At 70.4% G+C, this 22,448-nt stretch carries 20 protein-coding genes; 9 read left to right on the top strand and 11 right to left on the bottom strand.

Going from position 1 to position 22,448, the window contains the following annotated elements; genetic code table 11:
* Nucleotides 1–155: 155 nt before the first annotated feature.
* From K8612_RS31915 to rimO, 4 genes are read left to right on the top strand one after another with little or no spacing between them, the layout of a single operon-like run.
* Nucleotides 156–1,796, top strand: a complete 1,641-nt coding sequence (locus tag K8612_RS31915) for a ribonuclease J (RefSeq protein WP_223741151.1) — start codon at nucleotides 156–158, stop codon at nucleotides 1,794–1,796.
* A gap of 30 nt (nucleotides 1,797–1,826) precedes the next feature.
* Nucleotides 1,827–2,324, top strand: a complete 498-nt coding sequence (locus tag K8612_RS31910) for a YajQ family cyclic di-GMP-binding protein (protein WP_223741152.1) — start codon at nucleotides 1,827–1,829, stop codon at nucleotides 2,322–2,324.
* A 15-nt stretch (nucleotides 2,325–2,339) separates the two neighbouring features.
* Nucleotides 2,340–3,449: a CBM9 family sugar-binding protein gene (locus K8612_RS31905; protein ID WP_223765007.1), complete on the top strand. Its 1,110-nt coding sequence runs from the start codon at nucleotides 2,340–2,342 to the stop codon at nucleotides 3,447–3,449.
* A 33-nt stretch (nucleotides 3,450–3,482) separates the two neighbouring features.
* A complete protein-coding gene (rimO, locus tag K8612_RS31900; RefSeq protein ID WP_255651873.1) occupies nucleotides 3,483–4,883 on the top strand; it encodes a 30S ribosomal protein S12 methylthiotransferase RimO in 1,401 nt (466 codons plus the stop codon).
* Nucleotides 4,884–5,043: 160 nt separating this feature from the next.
* Here the strand turns inward: rimO and K8612_RS31895 are convergent, their stop codons facing one another.
* The 6 genes from K8612_RS31895 to rplU form a co-directional block, all read right to left on the bottom strand.
* Nucleotides 5,044–6,462: a hypothetical protein gene (locus tag K8612_RS31895; RefSeq protein ID WP_223765006.1), complete on the bottom strand. Its 1,419-nt coding sequence runs from the start codon at nucleotides 6,460–6,462 to the stop codon at nucleotides 5,044–5,046.
* A 14-nt stretch (nucleotides 6,463–6,476) separates the two neighbouring features.
* Nucleotides 6,477–7,274, bottom strand: a complete 798-nt coding sequence (locus K8612_RS31890) for an outer membrane lipoprotein carrier protein LolA (RefSeq protein ID WP_223765005.1) — start codon at nucleotides 7,272–7,274, stop codon at nucleotides 6,477–6,479.
* A gap of 82 nt (nucleotides 7,275–7,356) precedes the next feature.
* Entirely contained in the window at nucleotides 7,357–8,040 is a 684-nt protein-coding gene (locus K8612_RS31885; RefSeq protein ID WP_223765004.1) for an RNA methyltransferase, read from the bottom strand.
* A gap of 4 nt (nucleotides 8,041–8,044) precedes the next feature.
* A complete protein-coding gene (gene obgE, locus K8612_RS31880) occupies nucleotides 8,045–9,385 on the bottom strand; it encodes a GTPase ObgE (RefSeq protein ID WP_223765003.1) in 1,341 nt (446 codons plus the stop codon).
* Between the two features lie 128 nt (nucleotides 9,386–9,513).
* Nucleotides 9,514–9,789, bottom strand: coding sequence for a 50S ribosomal protein L27 (rpmA, locus tag K8612_RS31875; RefSeq protein ID WP_014394223.1), 276 nt, complete (start codon nucleotides 9,787–9,789; stop codon nucleotides 9,514–9,516).
* Between the two features lie 46 nt (nucleotides 9,790–9,835).
* Nucleotides 9,836–10,144, bottom strand: coding sequence for a 50S ribosomal protein L21 (gene rplU, locus K8612_RS31870; RefSeq protein ID WP_014394222.1), 309 nt, complete (start codon nucleotides 10,142–10,144; stop codon nucleotides 9,836–9,838).
* Nucleotides 10,145–10,416: 272 nt separating this feature from the next.
* Between rplU and K8612_RS31865 the strand changes: the two genes are divergently transcribed.
* Nucleotides 10,417–10,779 (top strand): hypothetical protein, encoded by a 363-nt coding sequence (locus K8612_RS31865; RefSeq protein WP_223765002.1) that lies wholly within the window; start codon nucleotides 10,417–10,419, stop codon nucleotides 10,777–10,779.
* 32 nt (nucleotides 10,780–10,811) lie between these two features.
* Here the strand turns inward: K8612_RS31865 and K8612_RS31860 are convergent, their stop codons facing one another.
* Nucleotides 10,812–12,830, bottom strand: coding sequence for a protein kinase (locus tag K8612_RS31860; RefSeq protein WP_223765001.1), 2,019 nt, complete (start codon nucleotides 12,828–12,830; stop codon nucleotides 10,812–10,814).
* Nucleotides 12,831–13,006: 176 nt separating this feature from the next.
* Between K8612_RS31860 and K8612_RS31855 the strand changes: the two genes are divergently transcribed.
* Together K8612_RS31855 and K8612_RS31850 are read left to right on the top strand one after the other, a co-directional pair.
* Nucleotides 13,007–13,969 carry an isopenicillin N synthase family oxygenase gene (locus K8612_RS31855; RefSeq protein WP_223741160.1) on the top strand — a complete coding sequence of 321 codons (963 nt, stop codon included), beginning with the start codon at nucleotides 13,007–13,009 and terminating at the stop codon, nucleotides 13,967–13,969.
* A 167-nt stretch (nucleotides 13,970–14,136) separates the two neighbouring features.
* The gene (locus K8612_RS31850; protein WP_223765000.1) at nucleotides 14,137–15,174 is read left to right on the top strand and encodes a carbon-nitrogen hydrolase family protein; all 1,038 of its coding nucleotides are present in this window, start codon (nucleotides 14,137–14,139) and stop codon (nucleotides 15,172–15,174) included.
* On the opposite strand, the gene gatB is transcribed toward K8612_RS31850, so the two are convergent.
* The 4 genes from gatB to K8612_RS31830 are packed head-to-tail and all read right to left on the bottom strand — an operon-like array spanning nucleotide 15,171 to nucleotide 18,776.
* Complete coding sequence (gene gatB, locus K8612_RS31845) at nucleotides 15,171–16,616, bottom strand: Asp-tRNA(Asn)/Glu-tRNA(Gln) amidotransferase subunit GatB (RefSeq protein WP_223764999.1); 1,446 nt, start codon at nucleotides 16,614–16,616, stop codon at nucleotides 15,171–15,173. The two genes, K8612_RS31850 and gatB, sit on opposite strands and share 4 nt — an antisense overlap.
* A gap of 27 nt (nucleotides 16,617–16,643) precedes the next feature.
* Nucleotides 16,644–18,107 (bottom strand): Asp-tRNA(Asn)/Glu-tRNA(Gln) amidotransferase subunit GatA, encoded by a 1,464-nt coding sequence (gene gatA / locus K8612_RS31840; protein ID WP_223741163.1) that lies wholly within the window; start codon nucleotides 18,105–18,107, stop codon nucleotides 16,644–16,646.
* Between the two features lie 6 nt (nucleotides 18,108–18,113).
* The gene (gatC, locus tag K8612_RS31835) at nucleotides 18,114–18,401 is read right to left on the bottom strand and encodes an Asp-tRNA(Asn)/Glu-tRNA(Gln) amidotransferase subunit GatC (protein ID WP_014394213.1); all 288 of its coding nucleotides are present in this window, start codon (nucleotides 18,399–18,401) and stop codon (nucleotides 18,114–18,116) included.
* A 27-nt stretch (nucleotides 18,402–18,428) separates the two neighbouring features.
* On the bottom strand, nucleotides 18,429–18,776 hold the full coding sequence (locus tag K8612_RS31830; protein WP_223764998.1) for a zf-TFIIB domain-containing protein: 348 nt from the start codon (nucleotides 18,774–18,776) through the stop codon (nucleotides 18,429–18,431).
* 202 nt (nucleotides 18,777–18,978) lie between these two features.
* On the opposite strand from K8612_RS31830, the gene K8612_RS31825 reads away from it, so the two are divergent.
* Both K8612_RS31825 and K8612_RS31820 read left to right on the top strand, forming a co-directional pair.
* Nucleotides 18,979–22,062, top strand: coding sequence for a DNA translocase FtsK 4TM domain-containing protein (locus K8612_RS31825; protein WP_223764997.1), 3,084 nt, complete (start codon nucleotides 18,979–18,981; stop codon nucleotides 22,060–22,062).
* A 60-nt stretch (nucleotides 22,063–22,122) separates the two neighbouring features.
* Nucleotides 22,123–22,407 (top strand): antibiotic biosynthesis monooxygenase family protein, encoded by a 285-nt coding sequence (locus K8612_RS31820; protein WP_223764996.1) that lies wholly within the window; start codon nucleotides 22,123–22,125, stop codon nucleotides 22,405–22,407.
* Nucleotides 22,408–22,448 lie beyond the last annotated feature (41 nt).

The following is a 22,448-nucleotide window of genomic DNA, read 5'->3' as shown; positions in this document are numbered from 1 at the left end:
GGCAGGGCCTCCCCGGCTACGAACTAAATCCTTAGTTCCAATACAACTAAGCCTTTAGTTTGAATCCGTCAAGCAGGCGGGCGCTGGCTCGCGGTGGCAGGGGGTGTGCGGATTCCCACGCACGGGAGGGGCCGGGCCCTTAGACTTCCGGGCACATGCTCCACGTCATCCCTCTGGGCGGCCTTGGCGAAATCGGCCTGAACGCCATGGTCCTCGCCTGTCGTGGGGAGATGCTGCTCATCGACGCCGGCCTGATGTTCCCTTCGTCGGGAATGCCCGGCGTGGACATCATCGTCCCGGACTTCACGCACCTGCAGCGCAACGCGGCCCAGTTGAAGGGCGTGCTCCTCACGCACGGGCACGAGGACCACATCGGCGCGCTCCCCTATCTGCTGGGCGACGTGCCCGTCCCCATCTACGGCACGCGCTTCACGCTCGCGCTCGCGCGTCAGCGCCTGGAGGAGCTGGGCGTGAAGGCGGACCTGCGCGAAATCGAGCCGCGCACGCCCTTCCCCGTGGGCAGCGTCTTCAACGTGGAGGCCACGCGCGTGACGCACACCGTGCCGGACGCGGTGGGCTTCATCGTGCGCTCTCCCGAAGGCACCGTCATCCACACCGGCGACTTCAAGCTGGACCCGGACCCCATCGACGGGCTCAAGACGGACCTGGAGCGCTGGGGCGAGGCGGGCGACGAAGGCGTGCTGTGCCTGCTGTCGGACTCCACCAACTCCGAGCACGTGGACGAGACCGGCAGCGAGCGCGTGGTGCAGACCACCTTCGAGCGCCTCTTCCACGAGACGAAGGGCCGCGTCGTCGTGGCCCAGTTCTCCTCCAACCTCCACCGCATCCGGCACCTGCTGGCCCTGTGCGAGCGCACCGGCCGGCTCGTCGCGCTCCAGGGCCGCAGCATGGTGCGCAACGTGGAGCTGGCGCGGGAGATGGGCTACCTGGACGTGCCCGACTCGCTCTTCGTGCACCTGGACAACGTGCCCAAGCTCGCGCCCCACCGCGTGGCCGTCATCACCACCGGCGCGCAGGGCGAGCCGCGCGCGGGCCTCACCCAGTTGGCGAACGGCGACGGGCCCGTGCGCCTGGAGCCCGGCGACACCGTCATCGTCAGCGCCCGGCCCATCCCCGGCAACGAGCGCTCCGTGGGCGCGCTGCTCGACCAGCTCCACTGGCGCGGCGCCCGCATCGTCTACGCGCAGGTGGAGCCCGGCGTGCACGTCTCCGGACACGCCAGCCGCCCCCAGCAGCGCCGCGTCCTGGAGTTGATCCGCCCCCGGAACTTCATCCCCGTGCATGGGGAAGTCCGGCACCTGCACCGACACCTGACCACCGCGCGCGAGGCCGGCATGGCGGCGGAGGGCCTGCTGCTGGCCCACGACGGGGACGTGGTGACGTTCGAGGAGGGGCGGGGCCGCTTCACTGGCAGCGTGCCTTCAGGGCGCCTCATGATGGAGCGCTCCGGGGACGGGGTGGTGACGCCGGAGACGCTGGTGGAGCGCAACCGGCTGGCGGAGACGGGGGTGGTGGCCGCGGCGGTGGTGCTCCGGCGCGACACCCAGGCCCTGGTGGCGGGGCCCCAGCTCTCCGGCCAGGGCCTCGGCCCGGACGAGCAGGGCGTGCTGGCCCGGGTGGCCCAGGAGGCGCGGGCCTACTTCGAGGAGCTCAACCCCCTGCTCCGGGGGGACGACGCCCTGGTGCGGGAGGAGCTCACGAAGGCGGTGAAGCGGGCCTTCAAGCAGCACACCTCCCGGCGCACCCTGGTGGTCCCCTTGGTCGTCCGGGTGTAGGTATGTTAAGGGCGCGAAAAGGTCCCCCCCATGCCCTCCTTCGACGTCATCTCCAAAATCGACCTGGCTGAGCTCGACAACGCGGTCAATCAGACCCGGAAGGAGCTCAGCACCCGCTACGACTTCCAGGGCGTGAAGGCCGAAATCGAAATCGCCCCGGACCACTCCGCGCTCACGGTGAAGACCAACAGCGAGGAGAAGCTCCAGGCCGCCAAGGAGGTCCTCCTCGGCAAGCTGGCCAAGCGCGGCATCAGCCTGCGGGTGCTGGAGTTCGGCGACATCGAGAAGACGGGCATGAGCAACGTGAAGCAGCCCATCAAGCTCCAGCAGGGCATCCCGGTGGAGAAGTCCAAGGAGCTGATCAAGCTGCTCAAGGAGTCCAAGCTGAAGGTGCAGGGCTCCATCCAGGCGGATCAGCTCCGCGTCACGGGCAAGAACCGCGACGACCTGCAGGAGGCCATCGCGCTGTTCCGCAAGGAGCAGGACAAGCTCAAGCTGGACATGCAGTTCACCAACTTCCGCGACTAGAGGGGCCTCTTCGCCATGTCCGCCATCCGTCTGGCCTCCCTCGGCCTGCTGCTCGCCACCTCCGCCTTCGCCCAGGACGCGGCGCCCCGTCCCAGCAAGCCGGTGCCCGTGCTCAAGAAGGCCCCCCGGCCGGAGAAGGGGCTCAAGGACTTCGGCTCGCCGCTGGTCCTCAAGCCGCTGTCCACCGAGGGCGCCACCGCCAACTTCTCCGCCCGGGTGGGCTGGCGCAAGGACACGCTCTTCGTGGGCGTGGAGGCCACGGACAACCAACTGCTCGCGGGTGACGTCATCACCCTCACGCTCTACTTCCCGGACTCCGGGCCCACCTCCACGGGCTACACCTACCGCTTCGCCTTCGACGGGCAGCGCACCTCCGGGGCGGACAGCGGCACGCCGAAGTTCGCTCAAGGGCTGGTGAACGCCGCCGTGCACCGCCAGGGCGACACGCTGTCGGTCGTGGCGATGATTCCCGTGCGCGCCCTGCCCCGCTTCCCTGCCGTGGATCCGCTCGTCATGGACCTCTGCATCACCTACGAGGACCAGGACCAGGTGGGCGCCAAGGCGGTGCCGGTGTCCAACTGCAAGGGCGGCACGATGCCGGAGGGCGAGTCGCTGCGCCTGCCGGACGAGGCGCGCAAGAACCTCAAGCTCAAGCCCCCGGAGAACGTCACCGCCCTGGAGGCGGCCCCCACCGGCTGGCTGGGCTGGGGCGTGCTCAGCTACCCCAACTGGGCCCAGGGCGACGCGCCCCTCACGCCCGGCTCGCTGCGCGAGCTGGTGGCCCCCAACGCGGTGGACGCGTCCAAGATGGGCGTGAACCTGCCGGAAGCATTGAGCCTGCCGGACGGGCGGCCGGTCGTTACCGTGCTCACCGGGAAGAACCCCTATGCCGTCGAGGGTCAATGCGACTCCGATGACGAGCTCCGGATGGGGCTCTACGTGGTGTCGGGGAAGACAGCCCAGCGGGTGCTCGACTGGCCGGCCGCCACCTGTGCGCTGGGTCGCGCCACCTCGGTGGAGCTGGAAGAAGACGGGGCGCTGAACATCGGTTACTCGAACGGCGCCATCATCAACTTCGTTTGGAGTGCGGACCACTTCGAGCGGACGCAACTGGGAAAGCGGTAGACGCGCGTGGAAGAGACCAAGAGCCTGTACATGATGACCCTCGGCTGCCCGAAGAACCGGGTGGACTCCGAGGTGATGCTGGGCACGCTGCGCACGCGTGGCTATTCGCTCGTGCAGGAGGCCTCGCAGGCCGAGGTCATCGTGGTCAACACGTGCGCCTTCATCGGCCCCGCGAAGCAGGAGTCGGTGGACTCCATCCTGGAGATGGCGGAGCTGAAGAAGTCGGGCGCGTGCAAGACGCTCGTCGTCACCGGCTGCCTGTCCCAGCGCTACGGCCAGGAGCTGTCGCAGGAGATGCCGGAGGTGGACCACTTCCTGGGCACCAGCGCGTACGCCCAGATTGGTGACCTGCTGGCGGCCGAGGCCACGCCGCGCCAGGTGATTCCGGATCCGGAGTACATCCACAACGCGGAGACGCCGCGCGTCAACTCGATGCCGAAGTACACGGCGTACCTGAAGATTTCGGAAGGCTGCGACAACGCCTGCGCGTTCTGCATCATCCCCAAGCTGCGCGGTGCCCAGCGCTCGCGCCCGGTGGCGGACATCGTGGCGGAGGCGCAGAAGCTGGCGGACAGCGGCGTGCAGGAGCTGAACCTCGTCGCGCAGGACCTGACGGCGTACGGGCATGACCTGCCCGGCAAGCCGAAGCTCCACGAGCTGCTCAAGGAGCTGGTGAAGGTGGACGTGAAGTGGATCCGCCTGCACTACGCCTACCCGCGCGTGTTCCCGGACGAGCTCATCGACGTCATCGCCACCGAGCCGAAGATCGCCAAGTACCTGGACATGCCGGTGCAGCACGCCAGCGACAAGCTGCTGTTGTCCATGAAGCGCGGCCGCAACTCGGAGTTCCTCAAGAAGCTGCTGGGCAAGCTGCGCGAGCGCGTGCCGAACCTGGTGATGCGCACCTCGCTCATCGTCGGCCTGCCGGGTGAAACGGAGGAGGACTTCGAGCTCCTGAAGGAGTTCGTGAAGGAGCAGCGCTTCCAGCGCCTGGGCGTGTTCCAGTACTCGGACGAGGAGAACACCGCCGCGTTCGACCTGCCGAACAAGGTCCCGGCGAAGACCATCGAGCGCCGCTGGCGCGAGGTGATGGCCATCCAGAAGCGCATCAACCGCGAGCAGAACAAGAAGCTCGTGGGCCAGAAGCTCACCGTGCTGGTGGAGGGCCCCAGCGAGGAGTCCGAGCACCTGCTGGTGGGCCGCCACGAGGGCCAGGCGCCGGAAATCGACGGGCAGGTCTACATCAACGACGGCCTGGCGTACCCGGGCGAGTTCGTCACCGTGGAGGTGACGGAGGCGCACGACTACGACCTCATCGCCCGCGTGGTGGAGCGTCCGGACCCGAAGCAGCGCGCGCACACCCCGCGCGAGGCCCCGCCCGCGCCCGTGCCGCTGAAGGCGCTGGTGCGTCCGCCGGAGCCGCGGCCGGAGTAGTCCACCCCCGCGAAGGCCGTGTCCCGGGCCCGCCCCGTCCTCCCACCCGGAGGCGGTCGCGGGCCCGAGCCGTTCGTGGGTGCCGCTGCGCCGGTGACCGGTCAGCACACGCCATGTCGATGCCGCGGGCGGTCGCCGCTGCCCGAGCCGTTCGTGGGTGCTACTTCGGATCCTCGGGCTCCAGCTCGCGCTCCTCGACGGGCGGCGGCTGCGGGCCCGAGCCCTTCGCCGGCACCGCCACGCCCTCGCCCAGCGGCGTGGGCTGGCACTCGCACACGGTGCGCCGCGACGCGGACTCGGTGACGAAGGCGCACGTCGTGGGGCACTCGGGCTGGCGCCCCTCCTCCACCAGCGACACGGCGTAGCTCTTCGCGCCCTGGAGCGCGGCGTGGCACGCGGGCAGCGTCTTCGCCAGCGAGGCCCACGGCAGCCGGTGCTGCGTGTTGGCGCCGCGCGTGGTGGTGGAGAAGCTCAGGCCCACCTGACAGCCCGTCTCCAGGCGCTGACCGTCCGCGCCCCTGGGCTCCACGTAGAGGCGCACGCCCTCCGGCACGTCCCGGAACACCTCTCCGGAGAGGGCCACCGCGCCGTCGGGCTCCGCGCGCACGAAGAGGCCGTAGCAGGCCTCCTCGCTGAACGCGCCACCCTCGCCCGCGCACTGCTGCCGGCCTCCGCCCTCGGGCGTGCGCACGTGGGGCCTGCGCAGCACCAGCGCCCCACCCTGCGCGTCCACGGTGGCCGTGAAGCGGCCCCACACGTCCGGCCCCAGCCGGCCCAGGCTGCTCTGCGACGGCCAGCGCCCCGCGGCCTCCATCACCAGCGGCTTCACGCCCAGGCCGTCGGCCACCTCCACCGCGTCCACCACGAAGGTGCGCGGCGGCAGGCCCGCGGCCGTCTCCAGCGGCTGAAGCCCCAACCCCAGCGCGGGGTCCACCGCCAGGCGGGAGAAGGGCTCACGCGTGCCCAGCACGAAGGGGCCGGTGATGCTCGCCCCCCCCTGCGTCACCTGCACGGCCAGGAGCGGCCAGTCGCCCAGCGGCTCGCGGCTCAGCTCCACGACGTGTGACTCGCGCACCGAGTCCGTCGCGCGCAGCTCCGCGTCGTAGGCCTCCCGGGGACGTGAGGCGGTGAAGGTCACCTCGCGGCGCAGCGGATCCACCGTGAGGGCATACGGGAACAGCACGTCCTGCCCCAGCGTCACCGAGCAACTCGTCTCACCGGAGAGCAGCAGCGTGCGCAGCGGCGGCGACACCGGGCCCACCGTCACCGGCGGGGCCGGCACCTCCGGCCAGGAGCGATGACCGCCGGAGGACTCCGGCACGCGCGCGGTCCCCGCGGCCACGGGCGGCGCGCCGTCGAAGCATTGGGAGGACACGAGCGACAGCGGCCGCGTGACGTCCAGCACCACCGGCACGGCCCGGTTCCCCAACCGCCCCGCCACCGTCAGCCGCAGCGCGGGCGACGACAGGAGGGGCAGCGTCTGCCCCGCGAGGCTCGTGGGACGTGAAGGGCCCGCGGGCGCGGCGGAGTGACACCCCGCGCCCAGCAGCACGCATCCCGCCAGCAGCACGCCGCGCATGGAGGGCGGCCGTCCTACTGCGCCTTCTTGGTGAAGTCGTCCACGCGGGTGCCCTCGGGCGGGTTCAGCTTGAAGCTGTCCGCGGAGATGCCCACGTTCGTCTTCAGGTCCAGGAAGGCGATGGTGTTCTCACTGCCGTCCGGATCCACCACCGTGCTCTTGAGCACCTGCGCCGTCGAGGGGTCCACCTCCAGGCGCACCTGGCGGAAGCGCGGCTCGCTCTTCAGCGGATCCAGCACCAGCAGCGTGCCCTTGCAGTCCTTGCAGTCGCCCTTGGTGATGGCGAACTCGTCCGCCAGCTTCCCCTGGCCGAAGAGGAACGTCACCGACGCGGAGAGCTGGCTGGTGTCCATGGCCGCCACCGACAGCGTCTGCGCCTCCGGGTCGTGCATGTAGACCTTGTTGCCCGCGAGCACGAAGGTCCGCTTGGACGGGTTCTCGTACTCCCAGCGCATCAGCCCCGGCTTCTTGTAGGTCACCGTGCCCGTGGACGTCTGCGTGCGGCGGAAGGCCTTGTACTTGTAGTCCTGCTTGAAGCCCGCCTTGAAGTCGCCCGTCTTCTCGTAGAAGGCCTGCATCCGGTCCACGAGCGTCTTCACCTCGGGCGTCATCGGCTTGGGCGCGGGCTTCGTGGCGGCCACGCTCGCGTCGCCAGACTTCGCGGCGGGGGGCATGGCGGCCGTGCCGGCATCCGAGGGAGCGGAGGGCTTCGGCGCGGCGGCGGGGGCCTTGGCGGCGGCCGCGGGCTTCGGCGCGGGCGCGGGGGTGGGGGCCTGCGTGAGCAGCGCGAAGAGCAGGGATTCCAGCAACATGGCGTGCGCCTCCGGAGCGGGCCCCCAAAGGCGCCCGCAGGGTCCATCTACCGCATCCGGACGGGCCCCGGGGGGCCGGCATTCACCGCTGTGTGGCTTTGACCAGACGCTTCCGCTGCTTCACGCCCAGCAGGTAGAAGCGCTCCCGCAGCGCCTGGGCCTCCTCGGGGGACAGGTCCCCGGAGCCCCCTGCCAGGTGCTCGTCCCGCCAGGCGATCGCCCGGGTGATGCTGGCGGACGCCGCCGCGGAGATGTTCAGGCTCTGGCTGAAGCCCTTCATGGGCACCCAGAAGGTGCCGTCCACGCCGGTGAGCACGTCGTCGCTCACGCCGTAGCGCTCGTTGCCGAACACCATGGCGAACTTCGTGTCGAAGCGCAGGCTGTAGAGGTTGGTGGCCCCCTCGCGCAGCGCCGACGCGTAGAGGCTGAAGCCCCGCCCCTTCAGGTGCTCGCGGCACTCCGCGAACGTCTTGTAGAGGTGCACGTCCAACCACTTGTCGCAGCCCTGGGCCACCCGCGAGTTGGGGATGAAGGGCGCTTCCGGGTTGATGACGACGTGCACCTCCTGCACGCCCATGGACTCGCAGGTGCGCAGCACCGCGGCCATGTTGAAGTTGTCCTCCAGCCGGTCGAGCACCACCACGAAGTTGCGCGTGCGCTGGCTGACGACGCGGTCGATCTTCTCCTTCCGCACGTCGAGCAGGAACTGCTCCGGCTCGACGACGTCGCGCTCGAACTTCTCGTAGCGGGGGCCTCCACCAGCCATCGGCTCAGCGCCTCCCGCCGGACTTCTTCGCCGGGGGCTTCCGGGCGGTCTTCTTCGCGGCGGCCTTCTTCACCGGAGCCTTGCGCGAGGCCTTCTTCGCGGCGGCCTTCTTCACCGGGGCCTTGCGTGAAGCCTTCTTCGCGGCGGCCTTCTTCGCCGGAGCCTTGCGCGCCGCCTGCTTCGCGGCCTTCTTGGCCGGAGCCTTCTTCGCGGGAGCCTTCTTGGCCGGAGCCTTCTTCGCGGGAGCCTTCTTCGCGGGAGCCTTCTTCGCGGGAGCCTTCTTGGCCGGCGCCTTGGAGGCGGACTTCTTCGTCGGCATCTCGACGTGGAGCTTGTCGGTATTGCCGGTGAAGAGCACCTCCGCCACCGCGTCCATCAGGGGCTGCATGCCCTCGCCCGTGGCGCAGGACACCGGGTACACGCGGATGCCCCGGCGGCGCAGCGCCTCCATGAAGGGCCCCAGGCGCTCGCGGCCCTCCGTCAGGTCCTGCTTGTTGGCGGCCACCACCTGCGGCTTGCTGGCCAGCTCCGCGCTGTACTTCTTCAGCTCCGTGTTGAGGATGTTGAAGTCGTCCAGCGGCTTGCGGCCCTCGCCCTCGGCGCCCATGTCGATGAGGTGCACCAGCACCTTGCAGCGCTCCACGTGGCGCAGGAACTGGTGGCCCAGGCCCACGCCCTCGCTGGCGCCCTCGATGATGCCGGGGATGTCCGCCATCACGAAGGACAGGTTGTCCTTGTACTGGACCATGCCCAGGTTCGGCACCAGCGTGGTGAACGGGTAGTCCGCCACCTTCGGCCGCGCCCGGCTCACCCGCGAGATGAACGTGCTCTTGCCCGCGTTGGGGAAGCCCAGCAGGCCCACGTCCGCCAGGAGCTTCAGCTCCAGCCGCAGGGTGATCTCCTCACCCTTTCCGCCGTCCTGCGCGAAGCGCGGCGTCTGGCGCGTGGAGGTGGCGAAGTTCATGTTGCCCAGGCCGCCCCGGCCGCCCTTGGCCGCCACGAACCGCTGGCCCGGGTCGCTCAGGTCCACCAGCAGCTCGCCCGTCTGCTCGTCGCGGATCAGCGTGCCCACCGGCACCTGGAGGACCAGGTCCTCGGCGCCATGGCCGTTGCAGTCGCTGCCCATGCCGTGCTCGCCGCTCTTGGCCCGGTGGTGCTGCTGGTAGCGGTAGTCCAGGAGCGTAGTCAACTGCGGGTTCGCCACGAACACCACGGAGCCGCCATTGCCGCCGTCCCCTCCGTTGGGGCCGCCGCGCTCGATGAACTTCTCCCGCCGGAAGGCCACGGCGCCGTTCCCGCCGTCTCCCGCCTTCACGTAGATGCGTACTTCGTCGACGAACTTCATGGGGCCAACGCCCTCCTGGAAAAACACAAAGCGGGCCGTCCTCGCATCCGCCCGTCCCCAACGGGAACGGAAGGACCGGGAACGACCCGCTCGGTAAGCCGTGCCCCGGGTCGCCCCAGGGCCACTGACTAGGCGCTCGCCTGCTCGGCGGCGGCCGGGTACACGGACACCTTCTTCTTGTCGCGGCCGAGGCGCTCGTACTTCACCACGCCGTCCACGGTCGAGAAGAGGGTGAAGTCGCGACCGAGCTTCACGTTCGTGCCCGGGTGGATGACCGTGCCGACCTGACGGACGAGGATGCTGCCCGCCGTGATGGTCTCACCGCCGTACACCTTCACGCCACGGTACTGCGGGTTGGAATCACGCCCGTTGCGCGAAGAACCCTGACCTTTTTTATGGGCCATGACACCTGCTCCTTGAAGTTCGTGTGGGGAATGCCCGGAAAGACGACTAGCCGGAGATCGAGGTGACCTTCACCTCGGTGTACGGCTGGCGGTGGCCACGGCGACGGGTCCAGCCTTCCTTCTCCTTCCGGAAGTGCAGGACGCGGCGGTGCTTGTCCTGCGCCAGCACCTTGCCCACGACCTTCGCGCCCGCCACCGTCGGCTGGCCCACCTTCGGGCTCTCGGAGCCGCCCAGCAGGAGGACCTCGGTGAACGAGACCTCGGCGCCGATATCACCGGCGATCTTCTCGATCCGGACAACGTCGCCCTCGGCGACGCGGTACTGCTTTCCGCCCGTGCGAATGACTGCGTACATCGTCGAACCCCTGTCAGCTTCGGGTTGCTTCAACCCATGGAATCCAACGCGCATTTCGGACGGAGGACCGGCCGGCGCGCTAAAAGACGGCGGGACTTACGAGAATCCCGGGGGGGAGTCAAGGCAGTTGGCGGATCAGCCCGCCCCCAGCCCCCTATTTGCTTTTGAATAGAATTCCCGGAATAAAGTCCACTGGACCGCAACGCGGCGCTCGCTAGGATGCGCGCCGCTTGCCTTCCACCTGTACCTCATCCCTGAGGGGGAGAACCATCATGAAGAAGATCCTGTTCGGTCTGGCGGCCATGGCCTCGCTCACGCTCACCGCTTGCGGCGGCAACATCTGCGACGACACCGCGGACGCGCTCAACGACATGGTGAAGAAGGCCGAGGAGTGTGGCCTGCCGACCACCGGCGTCCAGAAGCCGACGGACTCGGACATCGAGTCCTGTAAGGAGTCCCTCGACTCCTGCAGCGACTCCGACAAGGACAAGCTGAGCGCCTACGTGGACTGCCTGAGCGACGTCAAGGGCTGCTCCGACAAGACCGAGGCCGAGCAGCAGGCGTTCGCGTCCCGCATCCTCGCGTGCAGCAGCAAGGCCGAGGGCGTGAGCGCCGCCTGCGCGGCGGGCGAGTAGTCATCGTCCCCGGCTGAAGCACCGAAGCCGGATCAGGGCCCGGTTCCCTCCCCAGGGAATCGGGCTCTTTCATTTCGTGCCCCGGACGGCAGGCGCGCGCCCAGCGCCCGGTCCACCACCCGGCGGCGCTGGTGGTACTCCCACTCCAGGGGGTCCAGCTCCAGGCCCCGCTCGTAGGACTCCAGGGCCCGCTGGAGCTGGCCGTCGCGCTCCAGCGCGTTGCCGGTGAGGAAGTGCACCCGCGCGGTGCCCACCGCCCGGGGCTGCTCCGCCAGGTACTCACGGCGCAGGGCGTCCGTCTGGGCGGCCGTGAGGCCCGCCTCCAGGCAGCGCGCCACGCCCCGGGCATTGCCCAGCCGGGCGTCGTAGCGGGCCCGGCGCAGCGGCATGCCCAGGGTGTCGCCCGCGTCCCTCACGCGGATCAGCATGGACTCCAGGCGCGAGCGCTGCCCGCGCGACAGGGGCCGCTGCCGCAGCGCGGACAGGGCACCCCACAGCTCGCGCGCCCGCTCCCGCGCGGACTCCAGCTCCGCGTCCGGTGAGAGCCCCAGCACCGTGTAGTGCGTGCCCTCCCCCGCCAGTTGTCCGCGCCACATCGCCAGGACGCGCTCGGCCTCGACGTCTTCCGGGAGCTCCCGGGGCGCGGGGGGCGGAGAGGCCGTGGCGCTCGCCAAGTGCTGCTCGATGCGGGCCTTCAGCGCGGTGGACGGCGCGACGAACTGCACGCCGAAGCCCGGGCGCATGCTCCAGGCCTGGGCCTGCTCGGGCGAGACGTGGCGCACCACCTCACACGTGACGGACAGCGGCCCCGTGGACAGCGGCAGCACCGCCTGGACCTGGGCGAACATCGGGGGCAGCTCCCCCGTCGCGTGCAGGAACACGCCGCCGCGCGACAGGTCCGACCCCGTGAAGGGCCGGGGCTGCGCGCCCGGCTGCAGAACCACCTGCACCGGCACCGGGAGCGTCTTCCCCCCGGAGGCGCCCGGCGAGGCCAGCGCCGGGGTCCGCCGGGGCCCGGTGACGGGGGTCCCCGATGAGGCCGCTCCCTGCACGGGACGGGGACCGCCCAGGGCCGCGCGCGGCGACGGGGGGCGCGTGGCGAGCGCCTGCTCCAGCGCGGCCCGCAGGGCGAGCGCGTGGGGGAAGCGCTCCTCCGGCGTCTTCGCCAGCGCGCGCAGCACCACCATCTCCAGCGCGGGCGGCACCGAGGGGCAGATGGAGCGGGGGGCCGGAGGCGTGCGCGTCTGGTGCGCCACGAGCTGGGCGGTGAGCCCCTCGTCGGGAAAGGGCAGCCGCCCGGTGAGCAACTGGTAGGCGATGACGCCCACCGCGTACAGGTCCGCGCGGCCGTCCAGGCGCCGGCTCAGGGACTGCTCCGGGGCCATGTACTCCGGCGTGCCCACGATGATGCCCGCCACCGTCTCCGGCATGCTCGCGTCCACCAGCTTCGCGATGCCGAAGTCGAGCACCTTCACGAACGGCATCCCCCGCCCGCGCTTCACCAGGAAGATGTTGTCCGGCTTCAGGTCGCGGTGGACGATGCCCCGCGCGTGCGCCGCATGCAGCGCGTCACACACCTGCATCAGCATGGGCACCACCGCCCCGGCGGACATGGGCGTCCCCACCCAGGCCGACAGGGGCGCCCCCTCCAGGAACTCCATGATGAGGTACGGCCGGGGCGCCGAGGCGTTGAGGTCGAAGATGCTGACGATGTTCTCGTGCCCGATGAGGTTCACCGCCCGGGCCTCGGCGTGGAAGCGCTGCACCAGCTCCGGGTAGCGCGTCAGGTGTTCGTGCAGCACCTTCACCGCCACGCGGCTCCCAATGGAGACGTGCTCGGCCAGGTAGACGGAGCCCATCCCGCCCCGCCCCACGCGGCGCACCAGCCGGAAGCTGCCCATCTGGGTGCCCACCAGCGGGTCCACCTCGTCCGCCACGGCCTTGCCCGGGCCGCCCCCCGCGTCCCGGACGAGCGTGTCGCACGACGTCCCCTCGCCATGTCCCCGCCCGCACGCTGAGCACGTGCGCTCGTTCCTCGCGACTTCGGCCATACCGCGCCCCCCTGGCCTATTCCCTGCCCAATCTGCACATCCCGGAAGCCCGGCATCCACTGCCGCCAAGGGTGGGTGTCGCAAAGTGAGGAGGCGTCCCGGCCCCGGGGCCGGGGTGACGGTTGGGCGGAGGACTGCGGCGTGTCAGGAAGGTGTCACGCGGATAGGATGCGCGCATGTCCCGCTCGGCCCGACGCATCCCCACCGTGAACCTGTCCCACTACCGCTCCGGCACTCCCGAGGAGCGGGCCCGCTTCGTCCAGGTGTTTGGCGACGCACTCAAGGAGTTCGGCTTCGTGACCGTGGAAGGCCACGGCGTCGAGGACGCGCTCATCCGCCGCACGTACGCGGACGTGGAGCGCTTCTTCCAACTGCCGGAGTCCACCAAGACGCGCTATGCGGTGCCGGAGCGTCCGGGGCAGCGGGGCTTCATGGCGTTTGGCCAGGAGCACGCGAAGAACCGCAAGGTGGGGGACCTGAAGGAGTTCTGGCACGTGGGCCGCGAGCTGCCCGAGGGCCACCCGTACCGCGACGACTACGGCCCCAACGTCTGGCCGGAGGAGGTGCCCACCTTCCGTGAGCACACGCTGACGCTCTACCGCGAGCTGGACGACGCGGCGACGGTGATGCTCCAGGCGTTGGCGGACTACCTGGGCATCGCGCGCAACACGTTCAGCGACATGACGGTGGACGGCAACTCCGTGCTGCGGCTCATCCACTACCCGCCGCTGAAGGACCGCTTCATCCCGGGCGCGGTGCGCGCGGCGGAGCACGAGGACATCAACTTCATCACGCTCCTGTGCGAGGGCACGGCCGGCGGCCTGGAGCTGCTCACGCGCGACGGCGAGTGGATCCCCGTGGACACGCTGCGCGGGCAGATCGTCGTGGACTCCGGCGACATGCTCAGCCGGGTGATGAACGGCGTCATCCCGTCCACGACGCACCGGGTGGTGAACCCGCCCAGCCCGGAGCAGGACACGGTGCGCTACTCGATGCCCTTCTTCGTGCACCCGTTCTCCGACTGCATCCTGAAGCCGCTGCCGCAGACGGAGACGCCGGACAACCCCGCGCGCCACCCGCCCATCACCGCGGACGCGTTCCTCAAGCAGCGCCTGCGCGAGCTGGGCTTCCTCAAGTAGCCCCCGCGAGGCAGCGCCGTTCGCCCATGTGCACGCGGAAGTGGCGAGTCCCTTCCGCGCCGTGGAGCCAGGGTCCCAGGCGCGGGTGTCCCCGGGAGGACAGGCTGTAGCTCCGCCGCCAGGATGCTCGCGCGCGGCATGGGAGCCGGTGCCATCCTCGCGGCACCGTGGCCACCTCGCTCGACCTGTTCGCCATCCAGCCGCGCGTCACGCTGGAGGACTATGCCTCGCAGGAGACGTTCGCCTCGCACCACCGGGCGCTCGCGGCCCGGGTGGACGCGCTGCGCCCCCGGGACGCGGAGGGCCGGCCGTTGAACCCCGCGCTCGCCGTCTGGCCGGAGATGGTGGGCGCGGCGCTGGGACTGCTGGGGCACCTGCCGCGCGTGCGCCGCCGCAAGACGACGAACGGCGCGATGACGCGCGTGGCGCTCGCGGAGTGGCTGGGCATGTTCCGCACGTGGAGCGCCTTCCATCCGCCGACGCTGGAGGAGTGCCTCTACGCCACGGTGGCGCCCCGCGTGCACCGCGCCATGTACGAGACCTTCTCCGGCATCGCGCGTGACTTCGGCCTGTGGGTGGTGGCCGGCAGCGCGCTCCTGCCCACGAACCGCCTGGGCCCGGACACCCCCGAGTACGAGCCCGCGGGCGCGCGCACCTTCAACACCAGCTACACGTTCTCACCGGACGGGCACTGCGTGGCCGTCACGCGCAAGGTGAACCTGGTGCCCACGCAGGAGGACGTGCTGCACCTGAGCCCGGGCCGCCCGGAGGACCTGCCCGTGCTGGACACGCCGTTCGGGAAGCTGGGCACGCTCGTCTGCTACGACGGCTTCCGCGAACCGCACACCTCCGGCGAACCCTACTTCGTGCCCTGCGCGCAGTACCTGGACGCGCTGGGCGTGGAGGTGCTCGCGCAGCCCTCCGCCAACGCCTGGAGCTGGGACGCGCCCTGGGCCTTCAACGCGCCCGGCGAGACGCAGTCGCGCCGCGAGCAGTGGTTCAACGAGGGCCTCTTCACGCAACTGCGCACCCTCAAGCGCGTGCGCTACGCGGTGAACCCGCAGCTCACCGGCGGCTTCTTCGACAACACCTTCGAAGCGCCCTCGCTCATCCTGGAGCGCCGGGGGCCGGACGACGTGCACGTGCTCGCCCAGTCAGCGGATCCGCGCGGCGAGGACGTGCTCCACGTCACGGTGTCTCGCTAGTCCCCCAGCTTCTTCTTGAGCAGCTCGTTGACGAGGCCGGGGTTGCCCTTGCCCTTCATGGCCTTCATCACCTGGCCCACGAAGAAGCCGTACACGCTCTTCTTGCCGGCCTTGTACTTCTCCACCTCGCCCGCGTTCTTCGCGAGGATGTCGTCCACCACCGCCTCCACGGCGCCCACGTCGCTGACCTGCGCGAGCCCCTTCTCCGCGATGATGTCCGCGGGCGCGCGGCCCGTGCGGAACATCTCTCCGAGCACGTCCTTCGCCGCGTTCGCGGACACCGTGCCCTTCTCCACCGTGGCGAGCAGCTCGCCCAACTGCGCCGGGGTGAAGCGCAGCGCGGAGAGGGGCGTCCCCTCCTCCTTGAGCAGGCGGCTCAGCTCGCCCAGGAACCAGTTGGAGAGCTTCTTCGCGTCGGAGACGTGCTTCGCGCAGGCCTCGAAGAAGTCCGCCAGCGGGCGCTCGGCGGTGAGGATGCGCGCGTCGTAGGCCGGCAGGCCGTACTCGCCCATGAAGCGCGTGCGCTTCGCGCGCGGCAGCTCCGGCAGCGACTGCCGCTGCGAGTCCCTCAGCGCGTCCGACACGAGCAGCGGCGGCAGGTCCGGCTCCGGGAAGTAGCGGTAGTCGTGCGCGTCCTCCTTGGAGCGCATGGACCGGGTGACGCCCTTGTTCACGTCCCAGAGGCGCGTCTCCTGGTCCACCTTGCCGCCGGACTCGATGACGTCCACCTGCCGCGCGGCCTCGTACTCGATGGCCTGCTTGAGGAAGCGGAACGAGTTGAGGTTCTTCAGCTCACACCGCTGCCCGTACGTGGTGGAGCCCTTGGGCATCACCGACACGTTGGCGTCGCAGCGGAAGCTGCCCTCCTCCAGGTTGCCGTCGTTGACGCCCAGGTACACCAGCACGTCGCGCAGCGCCTTGAGGTACTCCACCGCCTCGTCCGCGTCGCGCAGGTCCGGCTCGCTGACGATCTCCATCAGCGGAACACCCGCGCGGTTCAGGTCCACCAGGCTCTGCCCCGCGGACGCGGACGCGTCGTGCACGCTCTTGCCCGCGTCCTCCTCCAGGTGGATGCGGCGCACGCGCACCGTCTTCTCACCCGACGGCGTGTCGATGACCAGCTCGCCCCACTCGCAGATGGGCTGATCATACTGGGTGATTTGGTAGCCCTTGGGCAGGTCCGGGTAGAAGTAGTTCTTCCGGCTCCACACGCTCGTGGGCTTCACCGTGCACCCGAGCGCCAGGCCCGTGCGCACCGCGTACTCCACCACGCGCTGGTTGAGCACCGGCAGCACGCCGGGCATGCCCAGGCACACCGGGCAGGTGTGGTGGTTGGGCTCGGCGCCGAACGCGGTGGAGCAGCCGCAGAAGATCTTGGACTGCGTGAGCAACTGCGCGTGGACCTCGAGTCCGATGACCGTCTGGAAGTCGCTCAGGGGCATGGCGGTGTCACCCTCGTGTCGCGCCCGCTAGACGGGGGCGGCGCGGCGGAAGAAGTCGTGCTCGCGCTCGAAGGCGCGGGCGATGCGGAGCAGGCGGGCCTCGTCGAAGGGGCGCCCCAGGAGCTGCATGCCGATGGGCAGCCCGCCTTGCGTGAAGCCGCACGGCACGGACAGGCCGGGCAGGCCCGCCAGGTTGCACGGCAGCGTGTAGACGTCCATCAGGTACATGGACAGCGGGTCGTCCACCTTCGCGCCCAGCTTGAACGCCGGCACCGGCGACGTGGGCGACACGATGGCGTCCACCTGCTGGAACACCTTCGTGAAGTCCTCGCGGATGAGCGTGCGGACCTTCTGCGCGCGCAGGTAGTACGCGTCGTAGTAGCCGGCGGACAGCGCGTAGGTGCCCAGCATGATGCGGCGCTTCACCTCCGCGCCGAAGCCCTCGCCCCGCGTCCGCGTGTACAGCTCCTTGAGCCCGCGCGCGTCCTTCGCCCGCTGCCCGTAGCGGATGCCGTCGTAGCGGGCCAGGTTGCTGGACGCCTCAGACGAGGCCAGCAGGTAGTACGTCGCCAGCGCGTACTTCGTGTGCGGCAGGGACACGTCCACCAGCGTCGCGCCCAGCTTCTCCAGCTCCTCCAGCGACGCGCGCAGCGTGCCCGCCACCTCCGGGTCCATGCCCTCCGCGAAGTACTCGCGCGGCACGCCCAGCTTGAGGCCGCGCACGCCGTCCTCCAGCCCCGTGAGGCAGTCCGGCGTCTCCACGTCCGCGGAGGTGGAGTCGAGCGGATCATGCCGCGCGATGAGCTGGAGGAGCGCCGCGGTGTCCCCCACCGTGCGCGCCATGGGGCCCGGCTGGTCCAACGACGAGGCGAAGGCGATGACGCCGTAGCGCGACACCCGGCCATACGTGGGCTTGAGCCCCACGGTGTTGGTGAGCGCCGCGGGCTGGCGGATGGAGCCGCCCGTGTCGGTGCCCAGCGCGCCGAACACCTCGCGCGCCGCCACCGCCGCCGCCGAGCCCCCGGACGAGCCGCCCGGCGTGCGCGTCAGGTCCCACGGGTTGTGGGTGGGGAAGTACGCGCTCGACTCGTTGGACGAGCCCATGGCGAACTCGTCCATGTTCAGCTTGCCCAAGAGCGGCAGGCCCGCCTCCTTCAGCAGGCGCACCACGGTGGCGTCGTAGGGCGGGACGAAGCCCTCCAGCACGCGCGAGGCGCAGGTGGTCTCCACGCCCTGCGTGAGGAAGATGTCCTTGAGCCCCACGGGCACGCCGTCCAGCGCGCTCAGCGGGCTGCCCGCCGTACGGCGCGCGTCACTGGCCTCGGCGGCCTTCAGCGCCCCGGCCTCGTCCACGCGCAGGAAGGCGCGCACCTTCGGGTCCACCCGGGCGATGCGCTCGAGGCTCGCGCGCGTGGCCTCCACGGAGGACACCTCGCGCGAAGCCAGCTTCGCCGCCAGCTCCAGCATCGACAGGTCGGTCAGCGACGACATGGCGGGCTACTCCAAAATCTTCGGGACCGCGAAGGCGCTGCCCACCTTCGCCGGCGCGTTGGCGAGCCCTGCTTCCGGGGGCAGTGACGGACGCAGCACGTCCTCGCGCAACAGCGAGGACGCGAGCGTCGCGTGGGAGGTGGGCTCCACCTGGCTCACGTCGAGCGCTTCCAGCTCCGCCACCGCGTCCAGGACCGCGGACAACTGGGTGGCGTAGCGCTCCTCCTCCTGCGGCGTCAGCGACAGCCGCGCCAGGGTGGCCACGTGCCGGACCTGCTCGAGCGTGAGGGCCATGGGGAAGCCTCCTCCGGGCTTGAGGTGCTACGGGGAAGGCGGCGAGCGCTTGAAGAGGTTGAGGATGGAGCCCATCACCCGCTGGCTGCCCTCGTGGCCGTGCTGCTTGATGAGCTGCTCCAGCTCGCCCGCGTCCAGCCAGACGCCGTGGCAGTTGAAGCAGCTATCCAGCTCCACGTTGCCCTGCTTCAGCGTCTGCAGGTCCATGCCGCACTTGGGGCACTTCATGTGGTGGAGCTGCTTGAGCGACTCGCGCTGCTGGGCGGCCATCTCCCGGGACTGCTGGAGGGCCAGCTTGCGCTTGGCTTCAATCTCCTCGCGCGCGAAGTAGTCGTCTTCGTTGTGGGAGGGCTTGTCGGGGCTCAGGTCGGACATGGTCTTGGGTTCTCCTTGGCGGCAGGCACCATACCCTCTCGCCGCGGGGACGCGCCCGAAATGTAGGCCCTGCTTCCGCCTCCTCGGAGCCCCCTTGGACGCCTGCCGGAAAATTGACCCCGCCCCCTCCCTCCCTATTCTCGCCGGGCGGATTGCTACAGCTCGCTACGCGGCTGGAATCGGGCAGAGGGAACAGGGGTCCATGACAGCGGCAAAGAAGGGTGGCCGGGCGGAGAAGGCGGTGCTCTCCCGGCAGGAGATCGCGACGCGCCGCAAGGCGCTCGCGAACAAGAAGATGAAGGCCCCGGGCGCGGCGAGCCCCGCGAAGCGGGCGCTCATCGGCGTCTTCATCCTGGCCGCCTCGTTGCTGGCCTTGCTGGCGGTCGCCACGTTCGACGCGCACGACCGCGTGGGGCCCGGCTTCCACAACGCGGTGGGCCCCATGGGCCACCTCATCGCGGAGGCCCTGCGCGGCGCGCTGGGCGTGTGCGCCTACCTCATCCCCGCGGGCGGCATCTACACCGCCGTGGTGCTCTTCGTGGGCAACCGCGACCGGCGCCGCCTGCCGCAGATCATCTCCCTGGCGCTGCTCACCTGCAGCGTGTCCGTGCTCGCGCAGCTCATGTTCGCCAAGGACAAGGGCTGGGCCCACCCGCCCGGCGGCGCGCTGGGCGCGGGCCTGGGCGGCCTGATGGAGGGGATGTTCTCCACCGTCGGCACCATCATCCTCGTCACCGCCATCAGCGCGGCGGCGCTCATCGTGGGCACCCAGTACACGTTCTTCAAGCTGTGCTCGCTGGTGTGGGCCGGCCTCACCGTCCTGGGCCGCCGCGTCTCCGAGGCCGCGCACGTCTTCTGGGAGCAGCAGAAGGTCAACTACGCGGCCCGCCAGGAGCGGCTCGCGCAGGAGAAGGAAGAGGAGGCCGCGTTCCTCGCGGAGCTGGAGGCCGAGGAGGAGGAGCTGTCCGAAGCGGAGCGCCTGGCCGCCGAGGCCGAGGCCGCCGAGGCCGAAGCCCTGGCCGAGGAGGCCGTGCGCCTGGCCCGCCAGAACGAGAAGGAGCAGCTCGCCAACGCGAAGAAGGCGCTCAAGGAGCAGAAGGACCGCGAGAAGCTGGAGAAGAAGCTCGCCCGCGAGGAGCCGGCCGAGGACGAGGGCGACGACGCCTCCGACGAGCAGCCCTCGCTGCCGCCCGAGCGCGTCGAGCGCCGCTCCCCGGGCGCCGACCCCGCCTGGGCCGCGTCCTTCCTCGCGCCCCAGCCGCAACTGCCCGCCAACGCGGACGCGGGCGAGCCGCCCCGCCGCGCGCGCAAGACGCCGCAGATCGTCACCCCGCCCGCCGCTCCGTCCACGCCCCCGGTGCCCGCCGCGTCGCTCACGCCTCCGGCCGCCGAGCCCGCCGCGAAGCCCGTGGCCGCGGAGAAGCCCGCCGCCGCGCCGGGCAACGCCCTCATCCCCGCGCCCCCCGCCGCGCTGGCGCGCATGCCGCTCATCGTGGAGCCCAAGGCGCCGCCCAAGCCCACCGCCATGAAGCGGCCCCAGGACCAGTTCGAGTTCGTGGGTGACCGCAAGAGCTTCTCCCTGCCGCCGCTGGACGTGCTGGAGGCGGACAAGAAGGAGCGCTCCGCGCTGGACAAGGACGCGTTCCTCGTCACGGCGGAGAAGCTGCGCGCGAAGCTGGCGGACTTCGGCATCGTGGGCGAGGTGGTGGAGATCCGCCCCGGCCCCGTCGTCACCATGTACGAGTTCCTGCCCGGGCCCGGCATCAAGGTCAGCAAGATCGCCGCGCTCCAGGACGACCTGGCCATGGCCATGGAGGCCATGCGCGTGCGCATCGTGGCCCCCATCCCCGGCAAGGGCGTGGTGGGCATCGAGGTGCCGAACCGCGACCGCGAGACGGTGTTCCTCAAGGAGATCGCCGAGCAGGACACGTTCCAGAAGAGCGGCAGCAAGCTCACCATGTGCGTAGGCAAGGACATCGAAGGCATGCCGTACGTCTTCGACCTGGTGAAGGCCCCCCACCTGCTCATCGCGGGCACCACCGGCTCCGGCAAGTCCGTGGCGGTGAACTCGATGATCATGAGCATCCTCCTCAAGGCCACGCCCGAGGAGGTCCGCTTCATCATGGTGGACCCGAAGATGCTGGAGCTCTCCGTCTACGAGGGCATCCCGCACCTGCTGCTCCCCGTCGTCACCGACCCGAAGAAGGCCGCGCTCGCGCTGCGCTGGGCGGTGGAGGAGATGGAGCGCCGCTACCAGATGCTGTCCGAGGCGGGCGTGCGCAACATCGCCGGCTTCAACAAGCTGGTGGAGACGCAGGCCTCCGAGGAGAAGCCCGCCGCCGCCGCGCCCGCCGCGAAGAAGAAGAAGCCCAAGAAGGTGCTCGTCGTGGAGGGCAGCGCCGAGGCCGTGGCCCCTGCTTCCGCCAGCGATGGGCTGGGCGTGGCCATGCCGCGCGAGGACGACGAGGACCTGCGTGAGTCCATCGTCTCCGAGCCCACTGTCTCCCCTGCCCTGGAGGCCGACGGCGAGGAGGACGCGGAGTTCGAGGAGGACGGCGAGGAGTCCACGCCGGTGGAGGCCGCCTCCACGGAGAAGAAGGAGCTCAAGAAGCTGCCCTACATCGTGGTCATCATCGACGAGCTCGCGGACCTGATGATGGTCGCCAGCCGCGAGGTGGAGACCTACGTGGCGCGCCTCGCGCAGATGGCGCGCGCGGCCGGCATCCACCTGATGGTCGCCACCCAGCGTCCGTCCACGGACGTCGTCACGGGCATCATCAAGGCCAACTTCCCCACGCGCATCAGCTTCATGCTGCGCTCCAAGCCGGACTCGATGACCATCCTGGGCACGGTGGGCGCGGAGGCCCTGCTGGGCATGGGCGACATGCTCATCATGCCGCCCACGAGCGCCCACCTGCAGCGCGTGCACGGCGCCTACGTCTCCGAGCACGAAATCAAGAAGGCGGTGGACCACCTCAAGGCCCAGGGCAAGCCCGTCTTCGACGAGTCCATCCTCAAGCCGCGCGACGAGGAGGGCGAGGGCGGCGGTGGCGAGGAGGACGAGCTGTCCGACGAACTCTACGACCAGGCGCTCGCGGCGGTCAGCGAGATGCGCTCCGTCTCCATCTCCATGCTCCAGCGCAAGATGCGCATCGGCTACAACCGCGCGGCGCGCATGATCGAGCGCATGGAGCGCGACGGCGTGGTGGGCCCCGCGGACGGCGCCAAGCCCCGCGAGGTGCTGCTGCGCGGCCTGGGCGAGATGCCCGGCGCCGGGGCGATGTAGGCCCCCACCCCTTCACGCCCCGGGGAACGGACCTCCGTCCCCCGGGGTTTCTCCCCGGTCATGATCGTCGCCATCTCCCGCTTCCGCGCATCCCCCGAAGAGGCCGACGGCTGGGTGCACCGGCTCCAGGAGCGCTCGCGGCGCGTGGACGGCTACCCGGGCTTCCTGGGCCTGGAGGTGCTGCGCTCGTTCGAGCGCTCGCCTGAAATCCTGCTCGTCACCCGCTGGAAGGACCGGGACGCCCTGAAGGCCTACTTCCAGTCGGAGGACTTCCAGCGGGCGAAGGGGGCCAGCGCGTCCCAGGAGGACGCCACCTTCACGATGTACGAGGTCGTGGCCACCTGAGCAGTTCCCAATCGCCCCCGGGTCGTCTAAGGGCGGTGCAC

This window comes from Corallococcus sp. AS-1-6, from assembly GCF_020037015.1.
Lineage (GTDB): Bacteria > Myxococcota > Myxococcia > Myxococcales > Myxococcaceae > Corallococcus.
This window is presented reverse-complemented; position numbering and strand designations above follow the sequence as displayed.

Excerpts from the sequence above, each read along its gene's own strand:
- K8612_RS31885 (WP_223765004.1), bottom strand. The coding sequence starts at position 8,040 with ATGGCTGGTGGAGGCCCCCGCTACGAGAAGTTCGAGCGCGACGTCGTC.
- K8612_RS31830 (WP_223764998.1), bottom strand. The coding sequence starts at position 18,776 with ATGTCCGACCTGAGCCCCGACAAGCCCTCCCACAACGAAGACGACTAC.
- K8612_RS31905 (WP_223765007.1), top strand. The coding sequence starts at position 2,340 with ATGTCCGCCATCCGTCTGGCCTCCCTCGGCCTGCTGCTCGCCACCTCC.
- gatA (WP_223741163.1), bottom strand. The coding sequence starts at position 18,107 with ATGTCGTCGCTGACCGACCTGTCGATGCTGGAGCTGGCGGCGAAGCTG.
- K8612_RS31910 (WP_223741152.1), top strand. The coding sequence starts at position 1,827 with ATGCCCTCCTTCGACGTCATCTCCAAAATCGACCTGGCTGAGCTCGAC.
- gatC (WP_014394213.1), bottom strand. The coding sequence starts at position 18,401 with ATGGCCCTCACGCTCGAGCAGGTCCGGCACGTGGCCACCCTGGCGCGG.
- obgE (WP_223765003.1), bottom strand. The coding sequence starts at position 9,385 with ATGAAGTTCGTCGACGAAGTACGCATCTACGTGAAGGCGGGAGACGGC.
- rpmA (WP_014394223.1), bottom strand. The coding sequence starts at position 9,789 with ATGGCCCATAAAAAAGGTCAGGGTTCTTCGCGCAACGGGCGTGATTCC.
- K8612_RS31825 (WP_223764997.1), top strand. The coding sequence starts at position 18,979 with ATGACAGCGGCAAAGAAGGGTGGCCGGGCGGAGAAGGCGGTGCTCTCC.
- K8612_RS31865 (WP_223765002.1), top strand. The coding sequence starts at position 10,417 with ATGAAGAAGATCCTGTTCGGTCTGGCGGCCATGGCCTCGCTCACGCTC.
- K8612_RS31855 (WP_223741160.1), top strand. The coding sequence starts at position 13,007 with ATGTCCCGCTCGGCCCGACGCATCCCCACCGTGAACCTGTCCCACTAC.
- K8612_RS31860 (WP_223765001.1), bottom strand. The coding sequence starts at position 12,830 with ATGGCCGAAGTCGCGAGGAACGAGCGCACGTGCTCAGCGTGCGGGCGG.
- K8612_RS31915 (WP_223741151.1), top strand. The coding sequence starts at position 156 with ATGCTCCACGTCATCCCTCTGGGCGGCCTTGGCGAAATCGGCCTGAAC.
- K8612_RS31890 (WP_223765005.1), bottom strand. The coding sequence starts at position 7,274 with ATGTTGCTGGAATCCCTGCTCTTCGCGCTGCTCACGCAGGCCCCCACC.
- rimO (WP_255651873.1), top strand. The coding sequence starts at position 3,483 with ATGACCCTCGGCTGCCCGAAGAACCGGGTGGACTCCGAGGTGATGCTG.
- K8612_RS31820 (WP_223764996.1), top strand. The coding sequence starts at position 22,123 with ATGATCGTCGCCATCTCCCGCTTCCGCGCATCCCCCGAAGAGGCCGAC.
- gatB (WP_223764999.1), bottom strand. The coding sequence starts at position 16,616 with ATGCCCCTGAGCGACTTCCAGACGGTCATCGGACTCGAGGTCCACGCG.
- rplU (WP_014394222.1), bottom strand. The coding sequence starts at position 10,144 with ATGTACGCAGTCATTCGCACGGGCGGAAAGCAGTACCGCGTCGCCGAG.
- K8612_RS31895 (WP_223765006.1), bottom strand. The coding sequence starts at position 6,462 with ATGCGCGGCGTGCTGCTGGCGGGATGCGTGCTGCTGGGCGCGGGGTGT.